Source organism: Synechococcus sp. CS-603 (assembly GCF_977929215.1).
Genome location: NZ_OZ376778.1, coordinates 453,841 through 469,283, shown reverse-complemented (window position 1 = coordinate 469,283; position 15,443 = coordinate 453,841). Strand labels below are relative to the sequence as shown.

General features: G+C 64.7%; 17 protein-coding genes. 10 read left to right on the top strand and 7 right to left on the bottom strand.

Going from position 1 to position 15,443, the window contains the following annotated elements; all coding sequences use genetic code 11:
- Positions 1-229 precede the first annotated feature (229 nt).
- Together ACXMDM_RS02520 and ACXMDM_RS02515 are read left to right on the top strand one after the other, a co-directional pair.
- The gene (locus ACXMDM_RS02520; protein WP_259723251.1) at positions 230-1,390 is read left to right on the top strand and encodes an acyltransferase family protein; all 1,161 of its coding nucleotides are present in this window, start codon (positions 230-232) and stop codon (positions 1,388-1,390) included.
- A 9-nt stretch (positions 1,391-1,399) separates the two neighbouring features.
- A complete protein-coding gene (locus tag ACXMDM_RS02515; protein ID WP_071800469.1) occupies positions 1,400-2,131 on the top strand; it encodes a TIGR04283 family arsenosugar biosynthesis glycosyltransferase in 732 nt (243 codons plus the stop codon).
- On the opposite strand, the gene ACXMDM_RS02510 is transcribed toward ACXMDM_RS02515, so the two are convergent.
- Together ACXMDM_RS02510 and ACXMDM_RS02505 are read right to left on the bottom strand one after the other, a co-directional pair.
- Positions 2,113-2,838 (bottom strand): DUF547 domain-containing protein, encoded by a 726-nt coding sequence (locus ACXMDM_RS02510; protein WP_233831154.1) that lies wholly within the window; start codon positions 2,836-2,838, stop codon positions 2,113-2,115. The genes ACXMDM_RS02515 and ACXMDM_RS02510 overlap by 19 nt on opposite strands.
- 76 nt (positions 2,839-2,914) lie before the next feature.
- Positions 2,915-3,100: a hypothetical protein gene (locus ACXMDM_RS02505; RefSeq protein ID WP_071800467.1), complete on the bottom strand. Its 186-nt coding sequence runs from the start codon at positions 3,098-3,100 to the stop codon at positions 2,915-2,917.
- Between ACXMDM_RS02505 and ACXMDM_RS02500 the strand changes: the two genes are divergently transcribed.
- From ACXMDM_RS02500 to ACXMDM_RS02485, 4 genes are all read left to right on the top strand, one after another.
- Complete coding sequence (locus tag ACXMDM_RS02500) at positions 3,099-4,673, top strand: mechanosensitive ion channel (protein ID WP_071800466.1); 1,575 nt, start codon at positions 3,099-3,101, stop codon at positions 4,671-4,673. The genes ACXMDM_RS02505 and ACXMDM_RS02500 overlap by 2 nt on opposite strands.
- A 99-nt stretch (positions 4,674-4,772) precedes the next feature.
- Positions 4,773-6,530, top strand: coding sequence for a SulP family inorganic anion transporter (locus tag ACXMDM_RS02495; RefSeq protein WP_259723250.1), 1,758 nt, complete (start codon positions 4,773-4,775; stop codon positions 6,528-6,530).
- A gap of 56 nt (positions 6,531-6,586) precedes the next feature.
- Positions 6,587-7,801: a DUF389 domain-containing protein gene (locus ACXMDM_RS02490; protein ID WP_083544421.1), complete on the top strand. Its 1,215-nt coding sequence runs from the start codon at positions 6,587-6,589 to the stop codon at positions 7,799-7,801.
- Positions 7,802-7,830: 29 nt separating this feature from the next.
- Positions 7,831-7,995 (top strand): Nif11-like leader peptide family natural product precursor, encoded by a 165-nt coding sequence (locus ACXMDM_RS02485; protein ID WP_071800465.1) that lies wholly within the window; start codon positions 7,831-7,833, stop codon positions 7,993-7,995.
- Positions 7,996-8,007: 12 nt separating this feature from the next.
- Here the strand turns inward: ACXMDM_RS02485 and ACXMDM_RS02480 are convergent, their stop codons facing one another.
- Genes ACXMDM_RS02480 through hisB form a run of 3 tightly spaced genes read right to left on the bottom strand, consistent with a single transcriptional unit; the run spans position 8,008 to position 10,695 of the window.
- Positions 8,008-8,475 (bottom strand): DUF1499 domain-containing protein, encoded by a 468-nt coding sequence (locus ACXMDM_RS02480; RefSeq protein ID WP_083544420.1) that lies wholly within the window; start codon positions 8,473-8,475, stop codon positions 8,008-8,010.
- Between the two features lie 2 nt (positions 8,476-8,477).
- The gene (locus ACXMDM_RS02475) at positions 8,478-9,989 is read right to left on the bottom strand and encodes a carotenoid oxygenase family protein (protein ID WP_071800464.1); all 1,512 of its coding nucleotides are present in this window, start codon (positions 9,987-9,989) and stop codon (positions 8,478-8,480) included.
- A 52-nt stretch (positions 9,990-10,041) separates the two neighbouring features.
- Complete coding sequence (gene hisB, locus ACXMDM_RS02470; protein WP_071800463.1) at positions 10,042-10,695, bottom strand: imidazoleglycerol-phosphate dehydratase HisB; 654 nt, start codon at positions 10,693-10,695, stop codon at positions 10,042-10,044.
- 86 nt (positions 10,696-10,781) lie between these two features.
- Here hisB and ACXMDM_RS02465 point away from each other — a divergent pair, with 86 nt between their 5' ends.
- Positions 10,782-11,402 (top strand): carbonic anhydrase, encoded by a 621-nt coding sequence (locus ACXMDM_RS02465; RefSeq protein WP_071800462.1) that lies wholly within the window; start codon positions 10,782-10,784, stop codon positions 11,400-11,402.
- 24 nt (positions 11,403-11,426) lie between these two features.
- Here the strand turns inward: ACXMDM_RS02465 and fabI are convergent, their stop codons facing one another.
- Entirely contained in the window at positions 11,427-12,209 is a 783-nt protein-coding gene (gene fabI / locus ACXMDM_RS02460; RefSeq protein WP_071800461.1) for an enoyl-ACP reductase FabI, read from the bottom strand.
- Positions 12,210-12,226: 17 nt separating this feature from the next.
- Between fabI and ACXMDM_RS02455 the strand changes: the two genes are divergently transcribed.
- Entirely contained in the window at positions 12,227-12,958 is a 732-nt protein-coding gene (locus ACXMDM_RS02455; protein WP_083544419.1) for a 4'-phosphopantetheinyl transferase family protein, read from the top strand.
- Here ACXMDM_RS02455 and ACXMDM_RS02450 read toward each other — a convergent pair.
- Positions 12,955-13,542, bottom strand: a complete 588-nt coding sequence (locus tag ACXMDM_RS02450) for a hypothetical protein (RefSeq protein WP_233831151.1) — start codon at positions 13,540-13,542, stop codon at positions 12,955-12,957. The two genes, ACXMDM_RS02455 and ACXMDM_RS02450, sit on opposite strands and share 4 nt — an antisense overlap.
- Before the next feature lie 38 nt (positions 13,543-13,580).
- On the opposite strand from ACXMDM_RS02450, the gene ACXMDM_RS02445 reads away from it, so the two are divergent.
- Complete coding sequence (locus ACXMDM_RS02445) at positions 13,581-14,162, top strand: thioredoxin family protein (RefSeq protein ID WP_071800459.1); 582 nt, start codon at positions 13,581-13,583, stop codon at positions 14,160-14,162.
- Positions 14,163-14,192: 30 nt separating this feature from the next.
- A complete protein-coding gene (locus tag ACXMDM_RS02440) occupies positions 14,193-15,419 on the top strand; it encodes a DegT/DnrJ/EryC1/StrS family aminotransferase (protein WP_071800458.1) in 1,227 nt (408 codons plus the stop codon).
- The last annotated feature ends 24 nt before the right edge of the window (positions 15,420-15,443 follow it).

Below are 15,443 nucleotides of genomic sequence, written 5' to 3'. Positions count from 1 at the left end.
TCAGTCAGGCGGGAATGAAAGAGAAGATTGAGCAGGCACTTGCAGTTGTTTGGGAAGCCAGCCGACTCATCAGCTCACGTGTTGGTTCATTGACTTTGAGCGTCTTCGTAACAGAAAGATCGCTGTCGAGATCATCTTTATGGCGATAGTGTTCCCTTGCTCAAGTGATAACTTTTCTTCTTGAATTGTTCTTCCAGGCTTCTAGGGCCATGCCCATGATCACGCACTCATGATCAGCAGCCAGGCAAGCCACACACCTGAGCGATCACAGGCTCTTGACTGGGCCAGGCTGATCGCCGTGTTGTTGTTGATCCCGTTCCATGCAGCGGCCGTATTCTACACCGGAGAACTCGGTGTCTTCTATGTGGTCAACCCCCAAAAGAGTGCAGCCTTGGCTGGCCTGGTTCAGTTCCTGTATCAATGGCACATGCCGTTGTTGTTCTTTCTGGCTGGCTCTGCCTGCTGGCACTCCCTGCAGCTGCGCAGCCCTGCGCGCTACCTGCGGGAACGCCTGCGGCGGTTGCTTGTTCCCCTGCTGGTTGGCATTCTGTTGCTGGTGCCTCCACAGGTTTATCTGCACGAGCTGCAGGACACGGGATCGAACCAGAACTACCTGCAGTTTTATCCCCACTTTTTTGATGGAATTCGGCCAGTCGGTCATTTTGAGTGGGCCCATCTCTGGTTTCTGGCTTATCTGTTGGTGATCTCGCTCCTCTGCCTTCCGGTGCTGTTATGGCTGCAGCATGATCGCAGCCATGGCCGTCTTTCACTCTTGATGTCCTGGCCAGTGTCATGGTCTTCGCTCCTGCTCTTGGCTCTGCCGCTGATGCTGTCAGAAGCCCTGTTGCGTCCGGGTTGGCCGGGCTTCCAGAACGTTTATGACGACTGGGCCAATCTGACGCTTTATCTTCTTTATTTCTTTTACGGCTATTTATTCTGTTGCCAGCCAGGCATCTTGCTTGTGCTGGACAAGCAGAGATGGACGATCCTCAGCCTTGCTGTTCCCTGCATGGCGAGCGTTGTGTGGTTAGGGCTCAGTCCATCGATGCCGCCGTCTGGCTATTCGATGGCATTCATTCTTGTCCAGGCTTTCCGTGGTTTTAACAGCTGGATCGCCGTGTTGGCTGCGTTGGCGTTGGCGCGCCGCTTCCTGATAGCCCCCCATCCCATCCTTCGCTATGGACGTGGGGCCGCGCTGCCGCTCTACCTGGTTCATCAGCCGCTGCTGGTGGTGGTGGCCTGGTTTGTGGTGCCGCTTGAGCTTGGCATCACAGCCAAGTTTCTGATCATCTGTATTCTTTCCCTGCTGTTGAGTTTTGCTGTGTACGAGGGCATCATCCGGCGACTCGGTCCACTCCGTTGTTGTTTTGGCCTGGCAACCAGCTCCTAGGCAGTGGCGATGGAGCGTCTCTCGATCATCATTCCAACCCTGAATGAGGAGGCTTGGCTTCTCGGCACCCTGCGCACGGTGCAGGCCCTCAACCCGCCAGCCTGGGACGTGGTGGTGGTGGATGGAGGCAGCACGGACACCACCACAACCATCGCCCATGGAGCGGGGATCACAGTTGTACAGACCTCAACGGCCGGCAGGGCCATTCAGATGAACGAAGGTGCCCGCCGTGCCAGCGGCACCCTCCTCTGTTTTCTCCATGCCGACACCCGCATCCCCACCGATCTGGTGAGCGTGGCCAGGGGTGCCTTGGCGGATGATTCAATCGCCTGCGCTGGCTTCGTGTCGTTGATGCGGTCTGATGGCAAGACCCGCTGGTTGATTTCCACTCTGAACCTGCTGAAAACCCATGGGGCGCCGCTTCTGTTTCGCCCCCATCTGTTCCTTAGGGGGTTCCGGCTTCTGTTCGGTGATCAGGTGATGATCACCCGGCGTGACACATTCTGGAGTGTTGGGGGCTTCAATGAATCGCTTCCACTTCTGGAAGATGGGGATCTTTGCTTCAAGTTGCTGAAAAGGGGGAGGATCAAACTGATCCGCCGGGTGGTGTTCAGTTCAGACCGGCGGGTTCGGCAGTGGGGAACCTGTAAAGCCGTTGTGATGTATCTCTCCATTGGTATTCTCTGGGGCCTTGGCATGCCACCAGGCCGGATGAAGCGCTTCTATGAAGACATTCGCTGATTCAGGCTCCAGTCATAGGGGAGAAAGGACAGGTGTGGCTCATTGTTTTGGTGACTCCTTGGCTTGTTTGTGGTCTCTATACTTGGCTCAGTCTTTGTCTCCGTGCTTGGCTGAGAATTTAATTCAGCATTTTGTTTGTTGATGGGCTTGGAGCTTGTTGTCAGATGGGGCAAGATGTAATGCGATAGCGAAGTATGTTCGTCAAGAAAATCGGCTTTGTACCACTGAAAAATCTTGCTGCAAAATAGAATGTTCTGTTCTGGATCATAACGCACCTTGCTTGGATTGTTGACAAAGCGCTTCAGGTCGTCGTCCAGTTGTTGCTCCACCAGCTCGGGCCGGTAGGCCTCGTTGCGCAGCAACGGGCAGCCCAATGACGCGCAGACGATGGCGAAGTGAATGCGTGGATCGCCCTGCTGACGCAACATCCGGTTCTCAATCCAGGCCAGACTGATCCATTGCTTCGCAAGCCTGTGTCGCTTGCGTTGAAAGAAGGCCAGAAAGCCGATCCAGTTCGGCAGGCCCAGCAGCGTCGGGCGGATCGAGGCGATCGGGTAGGCCTTGAGCACGGCCTGGATGGTGAAGGCGTTGTAAAGGTTGATCCAGTGGGCCAGATGCTCCTGGCGTCCATCGGTTTCGGCTGTCTGTGCAGCCAGCCAGTGGCTCAGGGTGTGGGGATGGTGGCTGAGCCAGCCGGCGTAATCCACCCTGCCGGCTTGATCCACATGCAGGCGAAGCAGCTGATCCCAGGTGTCCAGGTCGTTCATCCAGCAGCGGCAAGCTTCACTGGAGGCTGGCAGATTTGCCGGCTGGCCCACCAGTTTTGCTCAGCTCGCGGTTCCCTTCCGATTCCTTCAATTTGTTGACAATGGCTAGTTCCGTGCCGAGCTTGTAACGGATGGCTGTGGCCTTGGCCGTAGCAGCGCCTGTCGCCATCGCCATTTTCTTTTGACCTTGATTGCCATCCATGCATCCACCGTTTCCGCTCAGTGCTGTTGCCACGCCTGCGTCTCCACCCGTCAGTGTTGACCTGACAGCCCTTGGTGCTGAGGCGCTGCCAGTGGTGCTGAATCTGCTGGGGGCGTTGGCGATTTTGCTTCTGGGCTGGCTGGTGGCCGGTGTGGCCGCCAAGATCTGCCGCACCGTGCTGCGGAGGTTGGCTGTCGATGAGCGGCTCTCCCGCACCCTCTCGGGCCGTGGTGAAGGCATCAAGCCCCTGCGCTTGAGTCGCTGGCTCTCCACCGCGGTGTTCTGGATCGTGATCGTGCTGGCCCTGCTGGCGGCGCTTGACACCCTTGATCTGCGCTCGGTGTCGGAGCCGGTGAGCGAGCTGGTGAACCAGATTTTCGCCTACCTGCCGAAGTTGCTCTCGGCCGCGATCCTGGCCACGGTGGCTTTTGTGCTGGCCACGCTGGCGCGCTCGATCGTCCGCTCTTCCACAGCCAACCTGGGACTGGACGAAAAACTCTTCGACAGCAAGGAGGACGACGCACCGGCCGGGATGCTGATCGGCGAGACCGTTGCCAACTTGGTCTTCTGGCTGATCATTCTGTTTTTCGTGCCGCTGGTGCTTGGCGCCCTCAACCTCGGCGCCCAGATCACGCCGGTGGTGGGCCTGTTCGAAGATCTGATCGGTGCCCTGCCGCAGCTGGTCAAAGCGCTGGCGATTGCGGTGATCGGCTGGCTGATCGCCAAGACCATGCGGGGGGTGGTGTCCAATTTGGTGGCCGCCAGCGGCCTCGACAAAGCCGGCGCCGATTTCGGCCTCAACCCTGACAAGGGCAACCAACGGCTCTCCTGGATCGCCGGAACGCTGGTCTATGTGGTGGTGCTGATCCCCACGGCCACCGCTGCCCTCGATGCCCTGGAGATCCCGGCGCTTTCAGGCCCGGCCACCGCCATGCTGGCCCAGGTGCTGGTGAGCCTGCCCCAGATCTTCACGGCTCTGCTGATCGTGGCCGTGGGCATCTTGGTGGGCCGCTTCGTGGCTGGCTTGGTGGATCGCGTGCTGGCCGGCGTCGGCTTCAACCGTCTGTTCCAGTGGATCGGCCTGCCGGAGTACGGCAAGGCTGCCAATGCCGAGGCCAACGACAGCATGCGTTCACCTTCGGAGCTGGTGGGTGTGGTGGCTTTTCTGGCCATCCTGTTGTTCTCCTGCATCGCCGCCTCGAATGTGCTGGCCCTGCCGGCCCTCACCGATGTGTTCAGAGTGATGCTGCTGGTGTTCAGCCAGATCATGGCCGGGCTGGTGGTGTTCGCGATCGGGCTTTACCTGGCCAATCTGGCCAGTCAGGTGGTCGTCGCTTCGTCGGGTCCTCTGGCCCCCATGCTCTCCACCATCACCCGGCTGGCGATCATCGCCTTCGCCGGCGCCATGGCCCTGCAGCAGATCGGCGTGGCGCCGATGATCGTCTCGATTGCTTTCGGTTTGCTTTTTGGCTCGATCGCTGTGGCCGTGGCCGTGGCCTTCGGCCTGGGCGGCAAGGAGGTGGCCTCTGAGCAGTTGCGCGAGTGGATCAGTTCGATCAAAACCCTCAAATGATGATGCTGATGGGCCATCTCCTCTGAATTCTCCGCCCAGCCCAACGGGGGAAAGCGGATCCATGATTTGGTCCATGCGTGAGAGCTTCAACGAGGAAACTTGCGCAAGAACTCAGGTTTCATCACCCACGCCTTGAAGCAGATCCAGGCCCTTCTCCATCGATCTGCCGTTGGCCAAGCCCTGCCGCGGGTGGATCTGGTGGCCGGCCTGACGGCTGCGGCGGTGGTGCTGCCCAAGGCGATGGCCTACGCCACCGTGGCCGGACTGCCCGTGCAGGTGGGCCTCTACACGGCCCTGGTGCCGATGGTGGTGTACGCCCTCTTCGGTAGTTCCCGGCCCCTGAGCGTCAGCACCACGACAACGCTGGCGATCCTGGTGGGCAGCGAGCTGAACCGTCTCTCGCCGCTGGCCGATTCCAGTGCCCTGATGGCGGCCAGCGCCACCCTGGCCCTGCTGGTGGGCGTGATGCTCTGCGGCGCGTCTCTGCTCCGCCTTGGCTTCATCGCCAACTTCATCTCTGAATCGGTGCTGGTGGGGTTCAAATCCGGCATCGGCCTGGTGATCGTGGTGGATCAGCTGCCCAAGTTGCTCGGTCTGCATGTGGAGAAAGCCGGTTTCTTTCGCGACCTTGCCGCCCTGCTCGGTCAGATCCCCCAGGCGTCGATCGCCACGGTGCTGCTCTCGGTCGGGCTGTTCAGCCTGCTCTTTGGCCTGAAGCGCTGGTGCCCGAGGCTGCCCGCACCCTTGCTGCTGGTGGCCGTGGCGATCGCCAGTTGCGCCCTGTTGGGGCTCGATCGCTTCGGCGTCGAGCTGGTGGGAGCGGTGCCACGGGGCCTGCCCAGACTCAGTTGGCCTGAGCTCAACCTGGTCGGTGCTCTCTGGCCAGGGGCGGCGGGCATCGCCATGATGAGTTTCACCGAAAGCATCGCAGCGGCACGGGCGTTCCGCGCCTCTGACGAACCCTCTCCGAACCCCGACCGGGAGCTGCTGGCCCTGGGACTGGCCAACATCGGCGGCGGCTTCTTTTCTGGGATGGCAGCCGGCGGTGGCACCACCCAGACCGCGGTGAACCGCCAGGCCGGCGCCCGCAGCCAGATGGCGGAGCTGGTCACGGCAGCGGCCGCCCTGGCCACCCTGCTGCTGCTGGCCCCCTGGATCGCCCTGATGCCCCTGGCCGCCCTGGCGGTGGTGGTGATCGTTTATTCATTCGAACTGATCGCTCCTGGCGAGTTCCTGGCGATCCGCCGCGTGCGCGCCGCCGAATTTCACTGGGCCGTTGTGGCCTTCCTGGGCGTGGTGTTTCTGGGCACCCTCAAGGGCATCCTGGTGGCCGTGATCCTGTCACTGCTGGCGCTGGTGCAACAGGAGGTGAACCCGCCGGTGTACGCGATCGGACGCAAGCTCGGCACCGATGTATTCCGGCCTCTCTCGCCGCGCCATCCCCACGATGAGAGCTGGCCGGGGCTGTTGCTCCTCCGCGCCGAGGGTCGCCTGTTTTTTGCCAATGCCCACGGCGTTCTCAGCCGCATGCGCGCCGAGGTGAACCAGCACCAGCCCACGGTGGTGGTGCTCGATGGCAGTGCCGTGATCGACATCGAGTACTCCGCCCTCAAAACGCTCACCGAAGCCGAGCAGCGCCTTGAGAAGGAGGGAATCAGCCTCTGGTTGGCGGGCCTCAACCCCACGGTGCTGGATCTGATCCGCCGCTCGGAGCTGGGACAGCGTCTGGGCAACGAGAGGATGCACCGCAACATTGAACGGGCGGTTGAGCATTACCTGGCCGTAGATCCGGGCCCTGTTGCTGTGCGCACCCTCTACCCCCACGATGGGGGACCTCAAGATCACCGTCGTGATTGATCTGTGCGGCTCCGTGCTGCTCTCGATCCCCTGTCTGTTCTGGAGTCGCCCCTGAGATGGTGAACCCGGCGGATTACGGCGACAAAGGCATCGATCCAGCGGCCTATCCCAAGACCAGGAGAGTTCGCGAACTGATCGCCGAATTCGAAGACGACGCCCGGACCACCGAGGTGTTCATCGTGCTCAGCCTCGGCTCCAGCCTGATCGCCAGCCTGGGGTTGCTGGCCAACAGCGCCGCGGTGGTGATCGGCGCGATGATCATCGCCCCCTGGATCACCCCGCTGCGGGCCACGGCCTTCGGCATCCTGCGGGGCCGGGTGAAGCTGGTTCTGCAGGGGCTGTTCACCCTGTTGCTGGGCGGCCTGATCGCCGTCGGGGTTTCGGTGTTGCTGGGCTGGCTCTCGGGGTTGGGTGATTTCGGCAGCGAGGTCCAGGCCCGCACGGCCCCGAACCTGCTGGATCTCGGCATCGCCCTGGTGGCCGGTGGCATCGCTGCCTATGCCCGGTTGCGCAGTGAGGCGGTGTCGTCGCTGGCGGGAACGGCGATCGCCGTGGCCCTGGTGCCGCCGGTCTGCGCCCTGGGCCTGCTGCTCTCCGCTAGCCAGTGGTCGGTGGCGCTCGGCTCCGGGCTGCTGTATCTCACCAACTTGATGGGCATCCTCAGCGGTTGCCTGCTGGTGTTGGCCAAATCAGGGCCTGGCCTGAGAAACCAGATGAGTCGCAGCCGGCTGGGCATCGTCAGCCTCGGCCTCACCGCTCTGTTGGTGGTGCCGCTCACCGGCAGCTTCCTTGATCTGGTTCGCCGCAGCCGCGAGGAGCTGGTCCAGCGCCAGGTGGCCACCACGATCCAGACCCTGCTGACCAGGGAAACGGTGACACTGGGTCAGGAGGCCCAGATCGCTGATTTCTCGATCAACTGGGATGTGAACCCGCCGATCATCCGCGTGGTGGTGCGGGCCAGCCGCCCGGGCGAGCCGACCCCCAAACAGGTGGCGGAGGTGCAACGGCTGATCAACCAACGCGAACGCATCCGCTTCCAGCTGGTGGTGGAGCGCTCACCGGTGGAGGTGGTGGGTCCGGAGACGGCCCCGAATCCGATCCCCGAACCCGCCAGGGTTCCGCTGCTGGAGCCCGACCTGCCACCACCGCCTGTTCTGGCTCCTGAGCCACCCGAACCGGAGCCAAAACCGCTGCTCCAACGCACGCCCCTGCCACCGCCGCCAGCGCGGCCGCCCGGGCCGGGCGAGGCCGGGATTGGCAGCCCCGACTAGGACTGAGGCTGTCCCCCGCCAGCAGCCCCGTGTCCAAGTCCCAACTCACCGCCTTTCTTGTCGAGGTGGAAGCCGATCCGGCCTTGAAGCAGCGGGTGGATGCCGCCGCCGATCCGAGCGCGGTTGTGGCGATCGCCCAGGAGCGCGGCCACCTGTTTTCCGAGGCCACCCTCTCCCGTCATCTGCGCCACTAAAACGGGCGCTTCTTAAGGGAGGAGCGCTTCGCGCAGCAACTCGATCCGCTTTCGGTTCACCCCGAGATCGGAATCACCCAGCCTGGAGGCCGAGCGCACCTGCAGGACGCCGTGGTCGGGGTCGCTGGCCAGCTCGAGATCATCGATGAAGCCGAACAGCCGGCTTTCTGCCGTGGCATGGAGGTAGGTGGCCGCCGGCTCTGCGCCGGTTTCAATCCGGGTGCCTGGCATCGCCGCCACCACCGGCTGCAGCTGGGCGAGGGCAGCGATGGGATCAGCCAGCGGCCAGTCTTCCCGGACGCAGTGATTGGCCGAGGGGCAGGTGGGCAGGGCCCCGTCCTTGAGGCCGAGGGTGTCGGGCACCGATCCGGCCACATGCAACAGCGATGCCGCCGCCGGCATCGGCAGCCAGAACAGGGTGATCAGCAGCAGCGAAGCTAGAAACGGCACGGGCAGAAAAGCAACAGAAGATCGTGCCATTTTCAGGCCGCCTCCGCCCAGCTGCCGTGCAGGCCATGGGGGAGCGCCAGCGGTAAGGGCAGGACGGCCTGCTCACTGAGGTCGCCCGCGCGCAGGATCACCAGATCACTGGCGCAGCGGGCGCCATTCCAGACCACCACCATCACCCAGCCGTCGTCTTCTGCCGTTGCGCCCGGGCGTGGCACCATCACCGGCTCACTGACGAAGCCCCGAGGAGCGGCGCTCCAGAGCCGGCGCTCGCCTGTGTCGAGGTTGATCTTTTCGATGGCCTGCAGCGGAGCGTTGCCTGTTTCCACTTCGGTCACCGCCATCCAGGCCCAGCTGGCCTTCAGCCCCACCCGGGAGGGATTCACCGTGGCGAATTCACAGCAGCGCTGCTCCAGCAGCTCGGTGCTGACCTCGCCACTGGCCAGATCGATGCGGCAGCGCTTCAGCTGGCCGACCGGCAGGCTGTCGAAATCGATCGAGCGGAAGTCGACGCCCTGGGGGATCGTCGGAAAATCGTTGTAGTAGATCGAATCGACGACCAGCGTGCCGGCGCTACCGGAATCCGGTTCTTCGAAGGCATTGAGATGGTGGAACACGAAGCCTTCGGGGGCTGAAACCCGTCGCGGTTCACCGCCACCGGAGCGCGGGATCAGCCAGAACTCGCCGGGGGTTCCGGGCTTGGAGCCCAGGCATTGGGCGGCCCCTTTGAGTCCGAATACGAAGCCGAGCGGGTTGAACGACATCGCGTTCTGCAGGAACACCGCCCAGTTCGGGGTGATCGCGAAGTCATGGAGGAAGGCAAAGCCGGGGAAGTTGTGCTTCTGATCCGCCTTCAGTTCAGCTGTTCCGGCGGCGCTGGCGTCGTACTCCATCAGCCGCACCGTGCTGCGGGGCCCCGATTTGATCCCGAAGGTGACCATGCGCCGTTCGCCGTGGTGGCCCGGATCGAAGCGAGGATGGGCACTGAAGGCCTCGCCCTCCGCCAGGGTGCCCTCCATCAGGTCGAGGCCTCTGGTTTCCAGGGTGTCGGGATCGAGCGCGTGCGGTGAGCTCGCTTCCCACAGCGCCAGCAGCTTGTCGCCCAGCCGCACCACATGGGTGTTGGCGATGTTCTTGAGCCGCAGGTCGAAGGCGTTGGCCGCCGGGCCACCGGGTTTCTGGGTGCCGAACACGCCCCGATACAGCACCTTGTCGGCGGCTTCCTCGGCCACCCAGCCCTCGGTGCGCACGAAGCGATTGCAGAGGCTGGCCGCGCCGGATTCAAAGCGCAGGGCCGTGATCATGCCGTCGCCATCGAAGGGATGGTGCACCCAGCGACCGCCGCGCTCCAAGCGGCCGGGACCATTGCGGTAGAGCGTGCCGCCCAGCTCTGGCGGGATCGTGCCTGAGCTGGGCGTGAGTGCAACGCCGGTGAGCTCGCTGCCGACGTTGCGGAAGGAACTCGCCCAATCGTCGCGGTCGTAATCGCCGACGGCTGAGCCGGTGGCTGGGCTGGTGGGTTCGGGGCGGCTGGGGGCGACGGTCATCGGGCGGGCGGCAGGGAAGACAACTTGATCCCCATCATCACGTAACGAACCATTACGTTGCGGGTCGGCCTCCGGCCTGCTCCAGCACTCCCTTGCTGCTGGGCACCTTGCCGGCGCGGCGGGGGTCGATCTCCACCGCCAGCCTTAGGGCCCTGGCGAAGGCCTTGAAGCAGGCCTCGACGATGTGGTGGGAGTTGACGCCGGCGAGCTGGCGGATGTGCAGGGTGAGGCCGGAGTTGTTCACCACCGCCACGAAGAACTCCTTGACCAGCTCGGTGTCGTAGGTGCCGATCCGCTGGGCCGGGATCACCAGGTCGTAGCTGAGGTGGGGACGGCCGGAGCAGTCGAGCACCACCTGCACCAACGCCTCATCGAGGGGCGCCACGAAATGGCCGAAGCGCTGGATGCCCTGGCGGCTGCCCAGGGCCTGGGCCAGGGCCTGACCCACGGCGATGCCCACGTCTTCGTTGGTGTGATGGTCGTCGATGTGGAGGTCGCCGTTGGCCGTGATCTCCAGATCGAGCAGCCCATGACTGGCCAGCTGGTGCAGCATGTGATCGAGGAACGGCACGCCTGTGCTCACCTGGCAGAGGCCGGTTCCATCGAGGCCCAAGCGCACGCGCACGTCCGTTTCACCGGTGACGCGCTCGATGCTGCCGCTGCGGCCGACGGGGCTGCCGTGATCGAGGTCCGAAAGGGAGGACACAGGGCAATCGGTCGGGACGGTACCAATCATGCCGAAGTCAATGAACGCAAGCAGTCCACAATCGCCGGCATCGCGTCGGCCGCTGCTTGAACAACTGTCCCCAGGCGGTGCTCGCCGAGCTGCACGCAGGCCACCGGCGCTTCCTTGACGGTGAATCGCTCCATCCCCACAGCAGCCGTGAGCGCATGCTCGAGGTGGAATCGGGCCAACATCCAACGGCAGCGGTGCTGGGCTGCGCCGATTCCCGGGTGCCGGTCGAGCTGCTGTTCGACACAGGCTTCGGCGACCTGTTCGTGGTCCGCAACGCCGGCACCCTTTCCACCACCGCGGCCATCGCTTCCCTGGAGTACGCCGTTGCCCACCTGGGCGTGCCGGTGATCGTGGTGCTCGGCCATGAACGCTGCGGTGCCGTTGAGGCGGCCCTGAACCCAGCGCTGAAGCTCACCCCGAGCCTGGCCCAGGTGGTGGGACAGCTCCGCATGGAGCTGCTCAGCCTGGGCGGGCAGCACGACCTGGATCAGGCCTCCCGCCTCCACACCCTCAACGCGGCCCGCAACCTGGTCGACTCCAGCGTGCTGCTCACCGATCTGATGCGCGGCGGCCGCCTGCAGGTGGAGGCTGCCTTCTACAACCTGCACAGCACCAGCATCGACTGGATGGGATCGGTGATGCCCATGCGCTCAGAAACACTGATCAGCCCCCGTTGATGCGGGCTCTGGTCACAGCGCGGCTCACATCCCGTTGATGCAGTAACCGGCGTCCACGTAGATCACCTGGCCGGTGATGCCCGAGGCCAGGGGGCTGGCCAGGAAGGCCGCCGTGCTTCCCACCTCCTGCTGGGTGACGGTGCGCTTGAGCGGAGCTTTCACTTCCACGTTGTGGATCATGTCGAGAATGCCGCCGATCGCTGAGCTGGCCAGGGTGCGGATCGGCCCGGCACTGATGGCGTTCACGCGCACCTGCTTCTGGGGGCCGAGTTCCGCCGCGAGATAACGCACCGAAGCCTCCAGGGCTGCCTTGGCCACCCCCATCACGTTGTAGTTGGGGATGGCGCGCTCAGCGCCGAGATAGCTGAGCGTGATCACGCTGGCCCCCTCGTTGAACAGGGGTTTGGCGTGGCGGCAGAGCGGCGCCAGGGAATAGGCGCTCACCTCAAGGGCCCGGGCGAAGCCCTCAGGGCTGATCGCGCTGTAGTCGCCGACCAGCTCCTCCTTGCCGGCGAAGGCCAGGCAGTGAATCAGCACGTCGAAGTGGCCCCACTGCCGCTCGATTTCGCTGAACACCGCCTCGATCTGCTCAGGGTTCTGGACATTGAGCGGCAACACCAGGCTGGGCTCAAGCGGAGCGGTGAGCTCGCGCACCTTGGCCTCGAAACGGCCCTTCTCATCGGGCAGGTAGGTGACCGCCAGTTCGCAGCCTGCCGCCGCCAGCTGCTGGGCAATGCCCCAGGCGATCGAGCGGTTGTTGGCGATGCCGGTGACGAGGGCTTTCTTGCCGCGCAGATCGAGAAGCATCGCTGGGGGTCGAGAGAATGGGATTCTCTCGCAGCGCTCGCACCCGTGTTCTGGTTCGCCCTGCCGTCGCTGTGACCGAACCGCTCAGGCCGATGCGCTGGCCGCCACCATCGAAGCCCTGGCCCCAGCTGGATCCCGCCGCGCAGGCCCCACCGCTGATCTGGCTGATCGACCGCCGCTGTCACGCCCTGGTGGCCCAGCGGCCGTTGCTGCAGTCCCTGCTCTCGGCGGCGGAGCAGCGCCGGATCGAGCGCCTGCGCCGCGACGACGACCGTGACCGCAGCCTGCTGGGCCGTGGGGCACTGCGCCTGGTGCTGGGTGGCTTGATCGGCCAGGACCCCGCCACGTTGCCGCTGACGGTGGGCCCCGGCGGCAAACCCCAGCTGGCCGCTCAGGTTTCTCCCCAGTTCAACATTTCCCACTCCGGCGCCCTGGTGCTGCTGGCCTTTCACGCCACTTGCCCCGTCGGTGTTGATGTGGAGCGCCAGCGAGCCGGCCTTCGCTGGCAACCGATCGCCCGTCGCTGCTTCGACCCGGCGCTCTGCCGCCAGATCGAGGCCCTGCCGCCCAGCAAGCAACGGCTGGCGTTCCTGAGGCACTGGTGCCGCCTGGAGGCCACGCTCAAGGCCCAGGGAACCGGCATCCTGGCGCCGCCGTTGCCGTCTCCGCCAGCCACCGCCCTCCACGAGCTCCAGCTGCCTGAGGGCTACGCGGGTGCGGTGGCAATGGTCTGCGCTGCTGGCCCTTAATTGTCCTCCGGCTGGGGTGGGATCGGCGCCAAGGCCTCTTCCTGCTGGCGCACCTGTTCGGGATCGGGTAGCAGGTCCTCTTCCTTGAGCGGCGGCAGCGGCTCCACCTTCAGCTCCTCCAGCCGGCGGGGCGGGTCGCTCCATTCCCAGCGGCTCCGTGGCGCCCTGGTTTCGCATAACGCTTCGAGTTCGCGGCGCAGGGCCTGGCGCACATCACGGCGCCCATAGGCCTCGAACACCTCCGGGCGAGTGGCTAGCCCGGAGCTGAACGGTGCCGAGCCGTTGCCGTTGAACAGCCGCGTCGCATCCGGCAGCCAGCGGGGCCGGCACACGCCCCGGGTGGTGGTGTCGGTTTCGAGCCAGAGGTGGAGGCCATAGCCATCGGGCTGGCTGGCCACCGCCAGGCCGTCGTGGGGTTGCTGCCGCTGCAGCGGGAAGATCCGCCAGCTGGCGCTCTGGTGGGACGGCGTGCAACTGGCCAGCAGCAGGGCGGTGCCGGCGAGGGTCGCCAGGCGAGGCGAAGTCCGAAACAAGAGCTGGGAATGCAAGCGGCGCTGATCCTGCCGGAACCAGGCGCTCGCCATGGACGCCACAATCACCAGATCCATCGTCCGAGCTGGCCTTGGCCCTGACACCCTCCACGATGCTTCCCCTTGGTACGGCGCTGCCCACCTTCCGGTTGCCGACGCTGTTAACACCTGCGGGGGAACCAGCCATCGAGAGCGCGGCCTTGCCAGCTGAGCCCGTGCTGGTGCTGTTTCTCTGCGCCCATTGCCCGTTCGTGATCCACGTGGAAGCGGAGCTCAGCCGGATCGACGCCGACTACGGCGAGCGCCTGACGATCCTGGCGATCGCCAGCAACAGCCAGCTCAGCCATCCCCAGGACGGTCCGCTGCAGCTGGCGGTCCAGCGCCATCGCTGCGGTTGGCGCTTTCCCTATCTGCTCGATCAGGACCAGTCGGTGGCCCAGGCCTTCAGGGCCGCCTGCACCCCTGATCTCTTCCTGTTCGGCGCCGACCATCGGCTGCTCTACCGGGGTCAGCTCGACGCCAGCCGTCCCGGCAACGGCCAACCCCCCGACGGCCGCGACCTGCGCGCCGCCCTTGAGGCGGTGCTGGCCGGTGAACCGGTGAATCCGGAGCAGACCGCCTCGATCGGTTGCAACATCAAGTGGCATCCCGGCAAGGAGCCCGCCTGGATCTGAAGCCCAACTTCGGGGCTTAAGGTGCCACGCATGCAGGTGCCCCCCTTCGATCTCACCGAGCAGCTTCATCAACTCGGTGAAGCCCTCGAAGATGCCGTATTGAAGGTGTTGCGCAGTGGGCAATACATCGGCGGGGCCACGATTGCCCAGTTCGAGCAACATTTCGCCGCCACGATCGGCTGTCCCCACGCAATCGGCTGCAACAGCGGAACTGACTCCCTCGTCCTGGCCCTGCGTGGTCTTGGCATCGGCCCGGGCGATGAGGTGATCACCAGTTCGTTCAGTTTTTTCGCCACCGCCGAGGCGATCAGTTCCGTCGGCGCCACGCCGGTCTTTGTCGACGTCGAGGAAGGCTCGTATCTGCTCGATCTGGGGCGAATTGAGGCGTCTATCACACCGGCCACCCGCGCCCTGATGCCTGTCCACCTGTTCGGCCGCCCCGTCGACATGGAGCGGCTGATGGCCATTGCCAGCGCCCACAACCTACGAGTGATCGAAGACTGCGCCCAGGCCAGCGGCGCCAGCTGGGCGGGTCAGGCCCTGGGCAGCTGGGGCGATGCGGGTTGTTTCAGCTTCTTCCCCACCAAGAACCTCGGCGGTGCCGGCGACGGCGGTGCTGTCACCTGCCGCGATGGGGCCTTGGCCCAACGCATCCGCGAGCTGGCCGTGCACGGCATGCCGCGCCGCTACCTGCACACCTCGCTGGGTTACAACAGCCGCCTCGATGCCCTGCAGGCGGCCGTACTCAACGTCAAGCTGCCCTACCTGCAGGGCTGGATCGAGCGCAGGAGCCAGCTGGCCGCCAGCTACCGGCGTGAGCTGGAAGGCACCCCGGGTTTGCGGCTGCCGGAAGCCGGACCCGAGGGGCACAGCTGGAACCAGTTCGTGGTGCGCATCCCCCGCTGTCCCCACAGCCTGCCCAGTTGCGCGGGGCGTTGCACCCCTTCGCCAGCCAGCGCCGAGTTTGGGCTACCGGAGAGCTCCTGCCGCGACTGGATCAAGCAGGAACTGGCCAGCGCCGGCGTGCAGACGATCATCTATTACCCGATCCCGATCCACCGCCAGCCGGCCTATGCCGGTCTGGGCTACGGGCCCGGCAGCCTGCCGGTCACCGAGCGGCTGACCTCCGAAGTACTCAGCCTGCCGATCTTCCCGGAACTGACCGCCGAGCAGCAGCAGCGTGTGGTGGAGGTGGTGCGCCGCGTCTGCGCCCTCTCGCTCAGCGCCCAGGAGCCAGCGACCACACTGGCGGCCTGAGCCGGCTTGTCGCAAACCAGTTCA

Coding starts and splice junctions, on each gene's coding strand:
- ACXMDM_RS02440 (WP_071800458.1), top strand. CDS start 14,193: ATGCAGGTGCCCCCCTTCGATCTCACCGAGCAGCTTCATCAACTCGGT.
- ACXMDM_RS02500 (WP_071800466.1), top strand. CDS start 3,099: ATGCATCCACCGTTTCCGCTCAGTGCTGTTGCCACGCCTGCGTCTCCA.
- ACXMDM_RS02515 (WP_071800469.1), top strand. CDS start 1,400: ATGGAGCGTCTCTCGATCATCATTCCAACCCTGAATGAGGAGGCTTGG.
- fabI (WP_071800461.1), bottom strand. CDS start 12,209: ATGCTTCTCGATCTGCGCGGCAAGAAAGCCCTCGTCACCGGCATCGCC.
- ACXMDM_RS02455 (WP_083544419.1), top strand. CDS start 12,227: ATGGGATTCTCTCGCAGCGCTCGCACCCGTGTTCTGGTTCGCCCTGCC.
- ACXMDM_RS02475 (WP_071800464.1), bottom strand. CDS start 9,989: ATGACCGTCGCCCCCAGCCGCCCCGAACCCACCAGCCCAGCCACCGGC.
- ACXMDM_RS02490 (WP_083544421.1), top strand. CDS start 6,587: ATGGTGAACCCGGCGGATTACGGCGACAAAGGCATCGATCCAGCGGCC.
- ACXMDM_RS02480 (WP_083544420.1), bottom strand. CDS start 8,475: ATGGCACGATCTTCTGTTGCTTTTCTGCCCGTGCCGTTTCTAGCTTCG.
- ACXMDM_RS02450 (WP_233831151.1), bottom strand. CDS start 13,542: ATGGCGAGCGCCTGGTTCCGGCAGGATCAGCGCCGCTTGCATTCCCAG.
- ACXMDM_RS02505 (WP_071800467.1), bottom strand. CDS start 3,100: ATGGATGGCAATCAAGGTCAAAAGAAAATGGCGATGGCGACAGGCGCT.
- ACXMDM_RS02520 (WP_259723251.1), top strand. CDS start 230: ATGATCAGCAGCCAGGCAAGCCACACACCTGAGCGATCACAGGCTCTT.